The following is a 13,359-nucleotide window of genomic DNA, read 5'->3' on the forward strand; positions in this document are numbered from 1 at the left end:
ACGTCAGCCACGAATAATGCCAACTTCGCCCGGACCCGGTTCACTTCATGTGCATCCACACACCCACCGTGCTCCTGAACAGGCCCGACAGGAAGGCCTAACGGAGTCCTACTAGGTGTGCAGCTGACGGACGCCTGTGACAGGGGGTCCTGGGCTTTCTGTCGTAGGCGTTCGTAGGGGGCTGGCCGCCGAGGCCGCCGTGGGGGCGATGGTAGTTGTAGTAGTCCTCCCACTCGCGCAGTTTTGTCGTTGCGCGGTGGGAGCGTTCGGCCTTGCCGTTCAGCCGCGGGGTGCGGGGCTTGATGTAGGTGTGGGCGATGCCTTTGTCGAGGACGTGCCAGTGGAAGGCGGACTGGAATTCGGTGCCGTTGTCGGTCTGGATGACCTCGAACTGGACCGGCAGACGCTGCAGCTCGAAACTGGGGGTACCTGGTGCGGCCGCCGCGGCGGCCCTGTCCGGAACCGGCTTGTTCGACGACTTGGGAGAATGCGTCGATCGCGGAGACGGGGCCGAAGCCGTTGCCGCCGGCGCTCTCGTCGCCAGCACCCTCGTGATTGACCCCCATGCCGGCCTCCGGCAATGCCCCGGCGGTGCATGGTGGCAGAGCTGGTGCGGGCCAGGCGTGTGGCCGGTGAAGCGGCTCCGGATCCGGGTGGTCAGCGGATCGCGGACCTGGCTGCGTGCTCGTCATCGCATGCTCCGGGAAGCGGCACGCGGCCCGACCCGGATGAAGACCTTCTGCCGCACCCGGTGACGGGCTTCGTCGGCCACGGGCGGACCGAGGCCGCCGGCCCGCTCACTCACAGGTGGGAACCTCTTGCGTACCGTCGGCCTCCGGGCCCGTGATGTGTTCCTCGCGGAGTTCCTCCGCGACTTCGTGTGCCCGAGCCGGGTCGTAGACCGTCTTCGTCTTGTCCCCGTACGTCGCGGCGCCCCGGGGCGTGTACTGGTAACTGCGGATGCCGTGGCGGGCAGCCAGCTCGTCGACGGCGCCGACGGGCACGTGCCACAGGGCAGACAGGTCCGATGGCGTCCACCACTCGTCCGGGCACAGGAAGTTCCGGTCCACCTCCGTCCGGTGCTCCACCGCTGTTTGCGCTGGGCCGAGTTGGCTGGTCAACCAGCCGAGCAGTGCCTCCGTGTCGACCTGGGACAGCGGGGCGAGGAGCGCCGGTTCGCAGTCCACCGTCCCTCCGCGCGTGTGCAACACCACTGTGATCGACTTTCGCCGGCCCGTTCTGAGCCGCTCGACCACGACGACGCGCTGCAGATCAGCCGCAGCAACGGTCGACGAACGCAGGAAGCGTGCGACCACGAGCTGCGTCGCATCGCCCTGAGGGCGGAATTCGATCCACCGCACCATCGTGGTGGACATCGTGATCATCAGGGCGAGGGCGAGCCCGGTGACGGACAAGACGGTCAGCCCGAGACCCACCCAGACGATGGCCCAGACCGGTCCGGAATCGGTGAGCACGGCGACCAGCAGGGCCACCAGCAGGAGGGGGGCCGCGATCCACAGCGGGACCACGACGCTCGCGCCGAGCGCAACACCGAGCTCCCGGACCCGACTTGGCACGAACACCAGCCGCCCACCCGCTGGCGTCGCCGACACCACTCCCGCCAACGACGGGTCCGTGTTTTGAATGGCCATGGGTCAAATGTAGGTATCGCCCATGAAATGGGTAAGGGCCTCGCCTTGGTAACCTGTGGCGATGGACGAGGTGTTGGACGAGGGGCCGTTTTTTCACGGCACAAAGGCTGACCTGGGAATCGGAGACCACCTCACTGCCGGTTTCCGTTCCAACTACCGGCTGGACATCGTGATGAACCACATCTACTTCACTGCGTTGCGCGACGGCGCGGGACTCGCGGCCGAACTCGCCGCCGGCGACGGGGCCCCGCGCGTGTATGTCGTGGAGCCGACCGGGGAGTTCGAGAACGATCCAAACGTCACGGACAGGAAGTTCCCCGGCAATCCCACCCGCTCCTATCGCAGCAGGGAACCGCTCCGGATCGTCGGCGAGGTCACGGACTGGACGCGGCAGACACCCGAAGCTCTCCAGATGTGGCGGGATCGGTTGGCCGCAATCCGTCTGGATGACCGCGCCGAAATCATCAACTGAGGACTGGTCCGTAACTACCGGGCAACGGCGAGATGATCTCGCTGTGGCTGGTGCGATCACGGCGTCCGAGCCGGCCTGGATTGCCGCGTTCACCAGGCTGAGCCCGCGCTGCTGGGTGCCGAGGCCGGGCGTGAATCGCATGGGATCAAGCGGTCCTCGCTTGCGGACACTCGATCTGTGAGCGGAGATCGTGTGTCGCGCCGAGCGGGCATGAGGTTCGATCGCTGAGCCCGGGAAGACCGTTGGTTCCGCTGCTGGATGTGTGTCATGGGGTTGGGGGTGCGATGACGCGGTCGGGGGAGAGGGAGCGGTGGATGGCGGGCCTGTACGTGTTCTGGCAGCAGGCGCAGGTGTCTTCGTCCACTGGGAACCGGTGACGTCCTGTCCGCCTGCGTCGCGCTGACCAGGGTGCAGGACTGATTTTCCGCCGTCGGCTTCACCGGTGCCGCTGGTGCCGCCGCGCGGACCGCGCAGGGGCTCAACGGCTGAGGGTCGGAGCTCACTGCGCTGATCGCCGACAGCGACTCTGCTACGGTCCTGAGCCCCGTTTCGCCCGGTCGGCCAGGTTCCGATGGGACCGGGGACGGGTTGATCCTGCCCGGCGACGCCGCCCACCGTGCGGCCGGGAACGGCGAAGGCACCCACCACCGGGCCCGTGCGCGAACGCGCCCGCACGTACGACGCCCATCTGCTCGCAGCCGGCCACCTGGTCGCCGGACTCGCCACGACGAGCGGGCGAAGCGGTGGTGCGCCTCACGCCCGGGCCGTGCACTTCAGATGCGCGTGGAAGAACGCCTCGATGCGTTGCCATGCGTCCGCGGAGGCCTCGGGGTCAGCTCCGACCCCGGCGACGCGCACCATCGGATCCCACCGGACGCGGGCCGAACTGTTCGTCGTTGAGGAAGGCGTGTCCCGCCCGCGGGTAGTCCTTCACGTCGTGTACGACGCCCAGCCGTTCGAGGGCGGACTCGAGCTTGGCCGCCGCTCCCTTGAGCCCTCGGTCGCGTCCCCCGTAACTGGCGACGACGGGACAGGCGTCGGCCAGAACCTTGTCCATGTCCCTGGGGAGTCGGCCGTAGTTGGCGGATGCGACGTCGTAGCCCCCGCTGCCTGTCGCCACGAGGGCAAAGCTTCGGCACTTGCTTCGAGCCCTCCAACGTCGCCGCTGGCGGAGGCGCCTGCCCGCTGCGCTTGCCGCCGAGGCGCAGGGCGACGACCTGATCGGTGAGGTCGTCCGGGCCGGCTGGATGAGCATCTGGGAAACCGTGCGCCTGCCGCTGGGCGCTGATGCCGACAAGAACACAAGCTTCTTCGCCTGCGGCATGCTCGGCAACACGCTTACGGCCATCCGGCTTCCCGTGGGCGCCGGCAGGTGAGGAAGTCTTCGGGGCGGCGATGCGTCGGCGCACGTCCGCCGCGTCGAGCAGCGTGGTCACCGTGGGCGCGACGAGCCCGGTCAGATCACAGCCCGCCCGCGCTACCCCGAGACCAAGGCGCCCATCCACCCCGGCTACGGCGAAAAGGACTGGTCCCGCCCCTCGGACCGGGAAGCCAACAGGCAACTGCTTCCGGCCGCCGACTTCACACAGGTCCCCAAGGCAGGCCACTTCATCGCCCTTGAGCGCCCCGACGTGCTGGCCGACCCGCTGAACGCGGTGGCCTGACCCCTCGGAACCGCTGACCCGAGGAGCAGTGCATGGCGGAGATCCAAATCGAGGCCGACGGTCCGGCGCGGATGCATGATGGCACGGTACTGCGCGCGGATGTCTACCCCCCGGTGGCCCGGGGCCGTCGCCGGTGCTGCTGAGCCGGCTGTCGTACGGCAAGCAGACACCCATGAGGACCGTCATGCTCGATCCGCCGGCGGCTGCCCGGCGCGGGTTCATGGTGGTCATCCAGGACACCCGCGGCCGGTTCGCCTCCGAGGGGGAGTGGGAGCCGTTCACGTACGAGGAGAGCGACGGCTACGACACCGTACGGTGGGCCCCGCCCTCCCCGGCTCCAACGGTTCGGTCGGCATGATCGGCGGCAGCTACTTCGGCAACACCCAGTGGATGGTGGCGCTGTCGAAGCCGTCGGAGCTGAAGGCCATCGCGCCGATGATCACGTGGCCCGACCCGGACGACGGGCTGTGGACGCGCGGCGGCGCGATCGAACTCGGGCTCACCGTCCCTGGTCCCTCCTGCAGGGCGCCGACCAGCCGCCGGCGGCCTCGATTCGCAGGCCCGTCGGGTGGGCCTGCGGGGGGTCACTTCGCCAGGAAGGCGAGGAGCGCGGTGTTGACCTCCTCCGCGTGGGTCCACAGCAGTCCGTGCGGGGCGCCCTCGATCTCGACGTAGTCGGCGGACGGGAGCGCCTTGTGGAAGGGCCGTGCGGTTCCCTCCACGGGCAGGATGCGGTCGCCCGTGCCGTGCAGGATCAGGGCGGGCACGTCGACGGCCGGGATGTCGGCGCGGAAGTCGGTGTACCAGGTCGACGGCGCGGCAGCGGCGGCGAAGAAGCCGCCGCCCGCGGCGACGTCCCAGCTGCGGCGGACGGCCTCCTCGCTGATCCGGGTGCCCAGGTTCTCGTCCAGGTTGTAGAAGTCCTGGTAGAAGGCGGTGTAGTAGGCGTAGCGGTCCGCCTTGACGGCCGCGACGACGCCGTCGAAGAACTCCTTCGGGGCGACTCCGTCCGGGTTGTCGTCGCTCTTGAGCAGGCAGGGTTCCAGCGAGGCGAGGAAGGCGACCTTGGCGATGCGGGCGGTGCCGTAGGCGGACACGTACCGGGCGACCTCTCCGGTCCCCATCGAGAAGCCGACCAGGACGGCGTCGGTCAGGTCGAGGGTCTCCATCACGGTGTTGAGGTCGGCGGCGAAGGTGTCGTAGTCGTAACCGGTCGTCGGCTGGCTGGACTGTCCGAAGCCGCGGCGGTCGTAGGTGATCACACGGTAGCCCGCGTCGAGCAGCACGGCGCTCTGCCGCTCCCAGGAGTGGCCGTCGAGCGGGAAGCCGTGGATGAGGACGACCGGCTGTCCGGTTCCGTGGTCCTCGTAGTAGAGGTCGATGGTGGTGGAGTTCTCCTGGCCCACTGTGATGTACGGCAAGGTCTCGTTTCCTTCGTCCGGAGTGACTGGCCGCGCAGGACCGCGCTCCGTCTCGATGAGGCCGGGCGCTGCACGGACGGCATCGGCGTCCGGGTGTTCGCGGCAGGGATGACATCACGCTAGGGCGGGCATCCCGCCGCCTGTTGTCCTCGAGCGCACCGCTTGTGGTCCGGTAGCGCCCTGAATTCCTCACCCGCCCTTTGATCCGTGCAGCTTGGCTCTCGCGCCTTCCGCCTCGGGGCGTTCGAGTTGCTCGAACAGGGTCGCGGAGCGACGCCAGGCGGTCCGGGCGGCGGTCAGGTCGCCGGCGGCCTCGTGCGTGTCACCCAGACGCTCCCAGGTGCTGGCCTCGGCGAACGAGTCGCCCCGCCGCGCCAGCATTTCGATGGCTTGCCGGAAGCAGCTGATCGCCTGTTCGAACTCGCCCAGCTCATGGTGCGCGCTCCCGAGGGTGTCCCAGGCGCCGGCCCCGTCGTAGTGGTTGCCGGCCTTGTGCTGCAGGTGGATCACCTCCTTGGCCCGGACGATCGCCTTCTCGTGTTCTCCGAGTCGGAGGTGTGACCAGGCCATGTTGTTGAGCTGGATGCTCTCGGACGCCCGATGCCCGGCGTCCCGGAAGATACGTCTCGCCGCATCGCTCTGGGACAGTGCCTCACGGTGGCTTCCCTGCTGCTGCAGGAGCCAGCTCGAGGCGGCATGGGTGCGGCCCCGTTCCATGGGATCGCCGAGCTCGTCGGCGGCCTCGAAGGCCAGATCCAGGTGTGCTCGGGCCTCTTCGTACTGCTCCAGTTCGGCCAGCACACGGGCGAACTTGCGCAACGTGGTGATCCGCCCCGTCGGGTTGCCTTCCCGCCGCGCCGCTTCCACCCCGCTGCGGTGGGCGGCCGCGCGCTCGTGCGCGCGTCCCTGCCCGACGAAGAAGGTGTCCATGGCGCTGGGCAGTTGCCATCCGTGCGTGAAGAACCCCGCGTCCAGGGCCCCCGCGACAACCGCCGTGAGCACGCTGCGCTCGGAGGTGAACCAGGCCACGGCACGGCCGATGTCGGGGAAGGACTCGGGAAGAGCACCGGGCTGGGCCGGGGCCAGCACCAGGGCGTTCCTGTTCGAACTCAGCAGCTGATCGGCGGCGTACGCGGTATGCAGGTAGTGGTCGAACATCCGGTACTGCGCGGCGTGCCGTTCGGCCGGGGTGTCCTCGTCCTCGGTGAGCTCGGCGGCGAACACGCGCAGCAGGTCGTGCATGCCGTAGCGGCCCGGTGCCGGTTCGGTGAGAAGATGGGCGCCCGCGAGTTCGCGGAGGATCGAGCGGGTCCGGCGTACCGGGAGCGCCGTGAGGGACGCGGCCGCGCTCGCCGTGATGTCGGGGCCGGGGTGCAGCGACAGCAGCCGGAACAGGCGGGCGCTGTCGGGCGGCAGAAGCCGGTAGGAGCAGGTGAAGGCGGCGCGGGCGTCGGTGGTGCCGCCACCTGAGAAGGCGTCGAGGCTCCCGTGGGAGTCGCGCAGTTCGGCGGCGATGGCCGCCAGCGGGAACCCTCGGTGCTGCTGAGCGCGGGCGGCCACGATGGCCAGGGCCAGGGGCAGGCAGCCGCAGCGGGCGATGATCTCGGCGGCGGCTTCGGGTTCGGCCGCAAGGCGTTCGGCGCCGGTGCGCAGGGCCAGGGACGCGTGGGCATCCGCGGGGGACGGCGGTTCCAGGCGCAGCGGGTGCGCGCCGGAGGCGATCAGGCCGGGCAGCGCGTGGCGACTGGTGACCAGGGTCAGGCAGCCGGGGGAGGAGGGCAGCAGAGGCAGTACCTGCTGGGGGTCGTAGGCGTTCTCCAGCAGGACGAGGACCCGTCGGCCTGTCAGCAGGCTGCGGTACAGCCCGGTGAGGGCGTCCATACCGCTCGGGACGCGGCGCGGTGGCACCCCGAGCGCCTCCACCATCGCGCTGAGGGCCTCCTCAGGCTTCATCGCCGTACGGGAGGGGTCGAAGCCGCGCAGGTCGAGGTGGAACTGACCGTCGGGGAAACGTTCCGCCACCTCGTGGGACCAGTGCACCGCCAGCGTGGTCTTGCCCACCCCCGCCATCCCGCTGATGAGGACCGCGGTCGCCGGTCCCTTCGGGGTGGTGACGGCGTGGGTGAGCTCTCGCAGGTGGGTGAGTTCGGTGCGTCGGCCGGCGAACACGGCCAGGTCGGCGGGCAGCTGGGCGGGCGGGGCAAGAGCCTCGAACGATGCCGGCTCCGCTGCCGGTTCCTCCTTGCCCTGCGGGGAATCGGATTTCCGCAGCTCCTGGCGGAGCACGCGGCCGTGGGCTTCGCGCAGCTCCGGCCCGGGAGAGACGCCCAGCTCCTCCACCAGCCGCTGCCGGATGTCCTCGTACGCCGACAGCGCTTCGGCCTGGAGTCCGGCGGCCGCCGTCGTCAGGACGAGCCGGGCGCGCAACGGCTCGTTCAAGGGGTCGAGCGCGACGGCCCGGCGCACCCACTGCAGGACGTCTTCCGCCCGACCGCACAGCAGCGCCGCGTCGGCCGCCCACTGCGTCACCTGCACCAGTTCCTGTCCGACGGCGGTGAACGCGACGTGCCCCCGGACGGATTCGGGGATGCCCATGGCCACCGGACCGCGCCACTGGCTCAGTGCTTCCGCCAACAGAGCGACCGCCGCGTCGGGCCGCCCGGTGCTCACGGCCCGTCGGCCGCGCCGGGTCAGGCCACGGAACCGCAGCAGGTCGACCTCTTCCTCCTGTACGTCCAGCAGGTAGCCGCCGGAGCGGCGCAGCAGCCGACGTCCGGGCGCCCGGGGCGGCAGCCCCGGCTCCAGGAGGCGCCGCAGCGAGCCCACGTAGCGGCGCACCACGTTCACGGCACTGACCGGTACCTCCTCGCCCCACAGCGCGTCGACGATCTCGCTCGTTCCCACCGGCCGGCCCGCCTGGACCAGCAACAGGCCCAGCAGCGCACGCTGCTGGGGAAACCCCAGATCGAGTTCCCTCTCCCCATGGCACACCCGCAAAGGACCCAGCACCTCGAACCGCATCACAACACCCACCACGTACCGGGCCACCGTCACTGCTCAGCCAACGGTACTGCGCACGAGGTCGAGGAGAACGCTGTCTGTTGCTCCGGCAGGCGGCGGCTGCTCGGCGAGTTCGGCCTCGCCGCGGGGGAGTTCCAGCGTCCGGCAGGGCCTACTCCCGCGGCTTCACTCCCTCGCCAGCAGAGCGGCCGGGGCGATGCGGGACATGGCCCGGATCGGGACGGAGAGGACACCGCAGACCAGGCCGACCCCGGCCAGCGTAGCCAGGAGCGCGGCTCCGGTCATCGTCCACAGCCTTCCTTCCCACAGTCCCTGACCCACCACCAGGATCGTGGACAGCCCGGCGACCGCGCCGGTCAGACCGCCCAGGAGGGCGAGGCCGGCGCCCTCGTACAGCGCGAGCCGGCCGAGTTCCCGCCTCGACCAGCCGGTGGCGCCGAGCACGGCGAGGTCGGCGGCCCGCTCCCGCTGGGAGAGGACCAGGACGTCCACGGCGCCGGCCGCGCCGAGCAACAGCGACAGGGCGACGCTGACGTAGTCGGCGGTACGGGCCTGGGCGACGACGGCGTTGCCGAGGAGCGAGCCGGCCACCTCGCCGCGGAAGGCGAGGGTGAGGGAGAGCAGCACGGTGAAGGCGGCCACGCCGAGCGCGAGTCCGGCCGCGCCGAGCACGGTCCGGCCGGGGGCGCGCAGCAGGTTGCGCAGTGCGAGGCCGACGACCGAGCGGACGGCGACCGCCCGGCGGGTGCCGGTGACCGGGGGTGTGACCGCGTCCAGCGGCTGGACGCGGGTGGCCCGCCAGGCGGGCAGTACGCCCGCGGCCAGCGCGAGCAGCAGGGCGACGGGCAGCACGAGGGCCGCCTTCGCCGCCGAGGTGGGCAGGCCGAGCAGCGCGCCCAGGCCGTAGGCGAGGAGGGCGCCGAGCGTGCCCGCGGCAACGCCGATCACCGCGAGTTCACCGAGGATGAGGCGGAGGATCTCCGGCGCGCTCCAGCCGACGCAGCGCAGGGTGCCGATCTCGGTGCGGCGTGAGCGTACGGAGGCCAGGGCCGCCTGGGCGAGGAAGAGTCCGCAGACCACCAGGACCAGCCCGAACAGCACCGCGCTCTTGGTGTCCACGGCCCGCAGGATCCGCAGGGCGACGCCCTTGGCGACCCAGTACTCGGTGACCTTGACGTTCCTCGGCAGCGTCACCGTCTGCGGGGCGGGCGACGTACCGACGGTGACGTCCACCTGGAGCTTCGGGTATGCGGTACGGATCTGTGCGGCGACGGCGTTGACGCGGGCGCGGGAGGCGGGGTCGACCCCGGTCACTCCGGCCACCCGGACGCGGATGGCGCTGACCGGCGCCTTCTCCTGCGCGGTGGGCTTTCTGCGACTGTGGGTGATCACGTCGAGCGAGTCGAGGGTGGTGAGCAGGGTGGGCGGCGGACTGAGGTAGCCGCCGAGGTTGCGGTCGGGGCGCAGCGGCTGGTTGCCGAGGGCCTCGCGGGACGCCTTGTCCGCGCCGGTGACCTGGGGGGAGCGGTAGGTCTCCAGGGGGACCTGCGAGAGGGCGGAGAAGCCGCGCAACTTGTCGGTGTCGTAGCGGCCGACGATGTTCAGGACCGGTGTGGGACCGCGTCCGGCGTCCTTGCCGACGCACGTCTGGAAGGCCAGGCAGTCGGTGGAGGCGTGGGCGGTGACCTCGCGGAACTGGGTGCCCGTGTTCTCCTCCGGGACGTTCGGCGTCAGGTCGTTCTCGTAGTTGGTGTTCCACAGGCCCGGCGGCTGGGCGGGCCGGGCCCGGACGGTGAGGCCGTCCTCGGTGGTGTTGTAGTCGACGGGGCCGACGGTCCAGGAGAGATCCGCCACCAGGCCGTCGGCATACCTGACACTGCGGAAGCCGGTGGCGAGGTCGGCGGTCACCTCGCCGGCGACGCTGCCGCGCAGACCGTTGACGTAGTCGTGGGCCTGAGGGCTCGCCAGCTTGGCGGGCAGGGCGGCGGGATCGTCGACATCGAGCCGCTGGACAGTGGAGTCCAGGGTGCCGGCGGTGAGGGTACGGCTGCTGAGAATGACGGGGACCTGGTAGTCGTGCTGCCGTTCGGACTCCACCGGGTTCTGGTCGAACGCGTCCGGCCCCCAGAAGGGCTTGTCCTTGTCGGTGAGCATCCGGCCGGAGGTGATCGCGCCGCCCAGACCGACCAGTTGGTCCTCGGCAGCCGGGTCGATCGCCGACAGGAGCACCGGATAGGCGACCGGGATCTGCGCCGTGGCCTTGCCGTCGCCCGGCACACAGGTCATCCGCGAACGGGCGTCGGGGGTGAACGCCGTCTTGGGGACGGGGTTCCACACGAACAGAGGCTGGGGCAGCCGCTCACCCAGGATGTCGAAGGTGTCCCCGTTCTTGTCCTCGTTGTAGAACCAGCACACCGCGTACTTCTCGTCGCCGGCGATCTCGTGCTGCAGGTCGGGCCAGATGGTCTCGGCCTCGTTCCACTTCTTGTACGTGACGATCGGATTGCGGGTGAGGTAGACGTACTGGTCGGCCATCGGATAGGTGCCGAGCCCCGCCTTCAACGACGGTGTGAGGCGCAGGAGCTGGGCGGGGATGTCGCTGTCGCGGAAGGCGGAGACGTCGACGGGCACCGTGCTCTGCACCATCAGGTAGCCGATGTTGGCGACCGGTGCGGCGGTCTCGACGCCGGCGAGGGACTTGATGTGTTCGTACTGGCCGAGGGTGATGCCGCCGAAGACGCCGGACAGGAAGTTGGCCTCGACCAGGCCCCGGTCCTTCTCGATGTCGGTGCCGGTGCCCGGCGGGCGGACCAGTACGTCGTAGGCGGAGCGGGCACTGTCCTCGACGAGGCCGGTGGTGCGGGCCTGGCTGGTGGTGACCGTCGAGGTGAGCAGGGTGAAGCTGGTGGCGGCGACCAGGATGCCCGAGGCGAGCGCGAGGGCACGGGAGCGGCGGCGCCGCAGCTGGGACAGGATCATGGCGATCACGGGCGCAGCCCTCCGAGCCGGTCGAACACCTCGTCGTCGGGGGCGAGACGCTCGTCGGCGACGATCCGGCCGTCGTGCAGCCGGACGATCCGGTCACAGCTCACGGCGACCTCGGGGTCGTGGGTGGTGAGCAGCAGGGTCATGCCGTAGCGCTCCCGCAGGGAGAGCAGCAGGTCGATGATCTCCCGGCCGGTCGCACTGTCGAGGTTTCCGGTCGGCTCGTCCGCGAGCAGCAGCCCCGGGCGGTTGATCAACGCCCGGGCTGTCGCGACCCGTTGCTGCTGGCCGCCGGAGAGTTCGGACGGCAGCGCGTCGGCGCGGGCGGCGAGGCCCACCGCCTCCAGGAGTTCCATGGCACGGGCGCGGCGGTCGAAGTCGACCCGGCGCGGCAGCACGGGCGCGAGGACGTTGTCCAGCACGGTGAGCGCGGGCAGCAGGTGGAAGCGCTGGAAGACGAACCCGATCCGGCGCCGGTGCGCGTCCAGCCGGCGTGCCGTCAGCTCCTCGCCGTCGACCTCGATCGTCCCCTCGTCGGGCCGGTCCATGCCGCCGACCAGATGCAGCACGGTGGACTTCCCGGAACCCGACGGGCCGGTGACCGCGACCGCCTCACCGTCGCCGATCTCCAGATCGACGGCGTCCAGGGCCACCAACCCCGGATACCGGCGCGTCACACCCGTCAACCTCACACCCACTGCCGCTCCTCCTACATTGTGACAATGCAGCGCTACATTGTCACAATCCAGGAGGTGTGTACATTGCCGCTGCACCACGCCGTGCTCGCCCTGCTGACCGAGGGAGACAGCCACGGTTACGAGCTCAAGGGACGCTTCGAGGAGGCCATCGGCCCGCAGTGGGGCGGCCTCAACATCGGCCACCTCTACCAGATCCTCGACCGGCTGGTCCGCGACGGATTCGTCACCCGGTCCCAGGTGACCCAGCCGGACCGGCCCGACAAGACGCTCTACCGGCTCACCCCGGCCGGGCGGGACGAGGTGCGCAACTGGGCCACCAGCGCCTGGGTGCGCACGGGCGGGTTCCGCGACGAGCTGTTCCTGAAACTGTTCGGCGCCCGCGCGCTCGGCGCCGAGGCGCTGGACGCGTTCGTCGCGGCGCAGCGCCAGACCTACCTCTCCGAACTCGCCGGCCTGACCCGGCTGCGGCGCACCCACACGGGCGACCCGCTCATCTCCCTCCTCCTCGACGCGGCCATCGGCCACACCAAGGCCGACCTGGAGCTGGTCGAGGGCGCGGCGGAGCGGCTCACGCCGGCGGCCGGGGCCCCGGCCGAGGCCGGTGCCGGCGATGATTCTGCCGAGGTCAACCGCCGTCGCCCGGCCTGAGCGGGCTCACCTGCGGAACCGACGCCTTGCCCGTGTTGGAGACCTTGCCGCCGCTCCACGCCACCTTGATCGACGCCGTCTCGTCGGGCGGGGTGACGAGGACGGCCGCGGGGATCACGGTGGTCACGCCGGTGGCCGCCGGATTGGTGAACGTCAGCGCCGACCACGCACTGGCGCCGGGCTTCAGCGTCACCGTCGGCTCCTCCTGGCCGGTGGCCCGCTCGGGGTCCGGCGTGACCGCCTCGCCGACGCCGTCGACGAAGGCGATGCCGGGGAAGCCGTAGACCGTACAGGTGCGGGTCGAGTTGTTGGTCAGGACGACGGCGAAGTTCTCCTGACCGGCTCCGGGGTCGTTCGGGCCGATGGAAGCACGCAGGTCCGCGGTGCGGCAGCGAGTGGACGGCGCGGTCGTCGCGGGGGACGCGGAGGGCCGGGCCGGGGCCGCCGACGTTGCCGGCGTACTCGCGTCCGGCGTGGCAACGGCGACCGGATCGCCGCCGGAGGCACCGCCTGCCTTGTCGGCGCTCGTGCATGCGGCCAGTACGACGGCCAGGGCGCCGACCGCTGCCATGGCCACGGCGGCTCGGCGGCGTTCAGGGTGTCTCGGTTGTCCGGGCATGCTGCTCCTGACTCGGTTCCGCGTGGCGGTCCGGATCATGAGGCCGCCGCGGTCAGGCTAGGCAGGAGCCCGGGAGAAGGCTCGACCGTCAGCGCACGGTGCGAGGCCCGTCAGCGCACGGGCTTCGTCCGGTTCGACGGGGGCCGGTGCCGGGGCCGGGGGTGCGGGACAGAGAAAAC

12 protein-coding genes and 1 pseudogene are annotated in these 13,359 nt (G+C 70.8%); 6 read left to right on the forward strand and 7 right to left on the reverse strand.

The features are described 5' to 3' along the window. Positions 1-797: 797 nt before the first annotated feature. The gene (locus ACIRF9_RS49535; RefSeq protein WP_403836996.1) at positions 798-1,652 is read right to left on the reverse strand and encodes a hypothetical protein; all 855 of its coding nucleotides are present in this window, start codon (positions 1,650-1,652) and stop codon (positions 798-800) included. Between the two features lie 61 nt (positions 1,653-1,713). Here ACIRF9_RS49535 and arr point away from each other — a divergent pair, with 61 nt between their 5' ends. Next, complete coding sequence (gene arr / locus ACIRF9_RS49540) at positions 1,714-2,124, forward strand: NAD(+)--rifampin ADP-ribosyltransferase (protein ID WP_403836997.1); 411 nt, start codon at positions 1,714-1,716, stop codon at positions 2,122-2,124. An 832-nt stretch (positions 2,125-2,956) separates the two neighbouring features. Here arr and ACIRF9_RS49545 read toward each other — a convergent pair. After that, positions 2,957-3,244, reverse strand: coding sequence for a dienelactone hydrolase family protein (locus ACIRF9_RS49545; RefSeq protein WP_403836998.1), 288 nt, complete (start codon positions 3,242-3,244; stop codon positions 2,957-2,959). 19 nt (positions 3,245-3,263) lie between these two features. Between ACIRF9_RS49545 and ACIRF9_RS49550 the strand changes: the two genes are divergently transcribed. The 4 genes and pseudogenes from ACIRF9_RS49550 to ACIRF9_RS49565 all read left to right on the forward strand — a co-directional run bounded on the left by ACIRF9_RS49550 (position 3,264) and on the right by ACIRF9_RS49565 (position 4,463). Beyond that, a complete protein-coding gene (locus ACIRF9_RS49550; RefSeq protein WP_403836999.1) occupies positions 3,264-3,500 on the forward strand; it encodes a hypothetical protein in 237 nt (78 codons plus the stop codon). A gap of 75 nt (positions 3,501-3,575) precedes the next feature. Next, positions 3,576-3,788 (forward strand): annotated as a pseudogene (locus ACIRF9_RS49555) (alpha/beta fold hydrolase); the annotation flags it as partial. 133 nt (positions 3,789-3,921) lie between these two features. After that, positions 3,922-4,146: a CocE/NonD family hydrolase gene (locus ACIRF9_RS49560; protein ID WP_403837000.1), complete on the forward strand. Its 225-nt coding sequence runs from the start codon at positions 3,922-3,924 to the stop codon at positions 4,144-4,146. Positions 4,147-4,178: 32 nt separating this feature from the next. Continuing rightward, the gene (locus ACIRF9_RS49565) at positions 4,179-4,463 is read left to right on the forward strand and encodes a hypothetical protein (protein WP_403837031.1); all 285 of its coding nucleotides are present in this window, start codon (positions 4,179-4,181) and stop codon (positions 4,461-4,463) included. Here the strand turns inward: ACIRF9_RS49565 and ACIRF9_RS49570 are convergent. The 4 genes from ACIRF9_RS49570 to ACIRF9_RS49585 form a co-directional block, all read right to left on the reverse strand. Then, complete coding sequence (locus ACIRF9_RS49570) at positions 4,373-5,209, reverse strand: alpha/beta fold hydrolase (protein ID WP_403837001.1); 837 nt, start codon at positions 5,207-5,209, stop codon at positions 4,373-4,375. The genes ACIRF9_RS49565 and ACIRF9_RS49570 overlap by 91 nt on opposite strands. A gap of 189 nt (positions 5,210-5,398) precedes the next feature. Continuing rightward, the gene (locus ACIRF9_RS49575) at positions 5,399-8,263 is read right to left on the reverse strand and encodes an AfsR/SARP family transcriptional regulator (RefSeq protein ID WP_403837002.1); all 2,865 of its coding nucleotides are present in this window, start codon (positions 8,261-8,263) and stop codon (positions 5,399-5,401) included. A gap of 132 nt (positions 8,264-8,395) precedes the next feature. Further along, positions 8,396-11,209: an FtsX-like permease family protein gene (locus tag ACIRF9_RS49580; RefSeq protein WP_403837032.1), complete on the reverse strand. Its 2,814-nt coding sequence runs from the start codon at positions 11,207-11,209 to the stop codon at positions 8,396-8,398. A gap of 5 nt (positions 11,210-11,214) precedes the next feature. Continuing rightward, positions 11,215-11,907, reverse strand: coding sequence for an ABC transporter ATP-binding protein (locus tag ACIRF9_RS49585; protein WP_403837003.1), 693 nt, complete (start codon positions 11,905-11,907; stop codon positions 11,215-11,217). 30 nt (positions 11,908-11,937) lie between these two features. On the opposite strand from ACIRF9_RS49585, the gene ACIRF9_RS49590 reads away from it, so the two are divergent. Continuing rightward, positions 11,938-12,561, forward strand: coding sequence for a PadR family transcriptional regulator (locus tag ACIRF9_RS49590; protein WP_403837004.1), 624 nt, complete (start codon positions 11,938-11,940; stop codon positions 12,559-12,561). Here ACIRF9_RS49590 and ACIRF9_RS49595 read toward each other — a convergent pair. Then, positions 12,539-13,180, reverse strand: a complete 642-nt coding sequence (locus ACIRF9_RS49595) for a DUF4232 domain-containing protein (RefSeq protein ID WP_403837005.1) — start codon at positions 13,178-13,180, stop codon at positions 12,539-12,541. The two genes, ACIRF9_RS49590 and ACIRF9_RS49595, sit on opposite strands and share 23 nt — an antisense overlap. Positions 13,181-13,359 lie beyond the last annotated feature (179 nt).

It is taken from the genome of Streptomyces sp. NPDC096132, from assembly GCF_044763345.1.
Taxonomy (GTDB): domain Bacteria; phylum Actinomycetota; class Actinomycetes; order Streptomycetales; family Streptomycetaceae; genus Streptomyces.